At 76.2% G+C, this 2448-nt stretch carries 3 protein-coding genes; 1 reads left to right on the plus strand and 2 read right to left on the minus strand.

Annotated elements, in window-relative coordinates; all coding sequences use genetic code 11:
* Window positions 1–863: FHA domain-containing protein (locus H0487_RS21565; protein WP_183096275.1), on the plus strand; the 863-nt coding region annotated here is incomplete at its 5' end.
* Between the two features lie 4 nt (window positions 864–867).
* Here the strand turns inward: H0487_RS21565 and H0487_RS21570 are convergent.
* Together H0487_RS21570 and H0487_RS21575 are read right to left on the minus strand one after the other, a co-directional pair.
* Window positions 868–1449, minus strand: coding sequence for a GNAT family N-acetyltransferase (locus tag H0487_RS21570; RefSeq protein ID WP_183096276.1), 582 nt, complete (start codon window positions 1447–1449; stop codon window positions 868–870).
* Window positions 1446–2448, minus strand: a 1003-nt coding sequence (locus H0487_RS21575; protein WP_220793669.1) for a S8 family serine peptidase, incomplete at its 5' end; no start/stop codon positions are given. The genes H0487_RS21570 and H0487_RS21575, both read right to left, overlap by 4 nt.

The following is a 2448-nucleotide window of genomic DNA, read 5'->3' on the forward strand; positions in this document are numbered from 1 at the left end:
CGCTCGACGAGCCGGCACCGCTCGACGAGCCGGTGATGGCCGAGGAGCCGGTCGCAGCGCCCGACCCGCTGACCGACCCGATGCCGGTCGAGCCCGCGCCGACCGGATGGGTCACGCCGTGGGACACGCCGCCGCCGGCCGAGACGCCCGCCGTGGCCGACGAGCCCGCTCCGTTCGACGAGCCCGCTCCGCTCGACCCGCCCGCTCCGCTCGACCCGCCCGCGATGGCCGACGAGGGCCCGATGACCGAGGTCATGGAGTCGCTCGACGCCCCGCTGGCCGACGCTCCGCTCGTCCCGCCCGTGTCCGAACCGCTGTCCGGTGAGGCCGTCACCGAGTACGCGCCGTCGCCGTACGCGCCGCCGGCGCCCGACGCTCCCCACGTCGACCTCCCGCCGCCGCCCCTCACGGTCGGGTCGTGGGAGCCGGTCGGGGGCTTCCCGCCCCCGCCGCCGGCCGACCCCGGCGGGGCGCCCGCGCTCCCGGCGGACGATGTCGCGACGACCGGCGGCGTCGCCAAGCTCATGATCAGCGACGGCCAGCAGGTCGTCGTCGACGGCGTGATCCTCATCGGTCGGGCGCCGGAGGCGCGTCGGTTCTCCGAGACCGAGCAGCCGCGGCTGGTCACGGTGCCGAGCCGTCTGCACGAGATCTCCTCGACCCACATCGAGGTGCGACCCGGCACCGGAGTCGACCAGGGCAACGCCGTGGTCACCGACATGGGATCGACCAACGGCACGGTGCTGGTGCAGCCGGGCGGCGCGGGTCCGGAGGACCTCAAGCCGGGCATCGCCGTCGCACTGGCGCCGGGGGCGATCATCAACCTGGGCGACGGGATCACGATCCAGGTCACCCGCGGCTGACCCGTCAGCGCGCGGGCCACTCCTCGCGCAGCAGGCCGTAGACGAGGTCGTCGGTCCAGGTGCCGTCGGCCTCCGGCCAGTCGCGCCGCAGGTGCGCCTCGAGGGTCATCCCGAGCCGCTCGCACAGCGCGGCCGACCGGGTGTTGCGCGGGTCGAGGTGCGCGATGAGCCGGTGCAGCGGATAGTGCGCGAAGGCGACGTCGACCAGTGCGGTCGCTGCTTCCGTGGCGAAGCCGCGGCCAGCGTGCTCGGGGGCGAACGCCCAGCCGATCTCGGCCACCGACGGCGCGGTGGCACCGTCGGCGCGGGTGCGGAGCCGCAGGATGACGTCGCCGACCAGGGTGTCCTCGTGCACGACGGCGAGCGAGAGCACCTCGTCGGGCAACGAGGGCGCGCGCCGGCCGGCCATGGTGGCCACCCGCTTCACGAGGGCCTCCTCGTCGGCTGCGGGGAACGGGAGGTAGCGGCACACCTCGGGGTCGGTGTAGTACCGCAGCGCGTCGAGGTCGTCGAGGGAGACGTGGCGCAGGGTGAGCCGCTCGGTGCGGATCGGCAGGGCCGGCGGTGCGAGGACCGGTGGGGTCACCGGGTCACCACCACGGCGAGGCGGCTCCGGTCGCCGGCGCCGTGCCAGACGACGCTGCCGGCGTCGGTCGCCCGCGGCGCCTCGTCGACGACGATCCGGAACGTGGGCGACCGTCCGGGGCGGACCAGGCCGGAGGACGGGCTGACCCGGATCGCGTCGTCGAACCCGCGCAGGTGCGCGGTCAGCTGCAGCGGCCGGTTGCCGGTGTTGGTGATGGTCCGTCGGACGACGAGGCGGCCGGTGCGCAGCAGCGCCTGCGGCAGGTCGAGGTCGGCGCGCCTGCCGGTCAGCCAGGCGCGGTAGGAACGCGCCTCGACCAGGTAGGCCGTGCGGGGGACGGGTCGGAGCCGGACGGCGCCGGTGCCGGCACGCAGCCCGCTGTCGCGGTCGAGCGGCGCGGCGGTCGTGAGCAGGGCGGAGCGGACCTCCTCCGGCGTCGTGCCGCGGTGCCCGAGGAGCACCGCAGCGGCACCGCTGACGTACGCCGTCGCGGCGGACGTCCCGCTCACCACGTCCCAGCCGCCGGTGGACGCGGCCAGGACGCTCGTGCCGGGTGCGACGAGGTCGGGCTTGATGACGGTCCAGGTGGGGTCGCCGCCCGAGCTGAAGCGAGCGACCCGTGGTCGGGTGCGGTCCGCACCGGTCGCCACCAGTCGTACGCGCGGCCGGTCGGTGCGGACCGCCCACGCGAGCAGCGCACGGCCGTCGCTCACCGACAGGTGGACCGTCGGGACGGCGTGGAGGTCGGCGTCGGTGGAGCCGCGGCCGACGTTGACGAGGATCATGCCGACCCCGTCGGCGAGGCGGACCGTCTCGGACTTCTCGACCCGGCCGACCGCTCCGCGTTCGCACACGACGACCGCGCCGCCGACCCGCCGGGGGTCCAGGCTGCCGGGGGCGCAGACGCGCGCGGCCTCGAGGTCGGCTCCGGTGGCGACGGCCTCGGAGCCGAGGACGAGGCGCGCCGGTCCGACCGGCGCGGGGGCGGCCATCGCTCCC

The organism is Nocardioides stalactiti, from assembly GCF_014180715.1.
Taxonomy (GTDB): domain Bacteria; phylum Actinomycetota; class Actinomycetes; order Propionibacteriales; family Nocardioidaceae; genus Nocardioides; species Nocardioides stalactiti.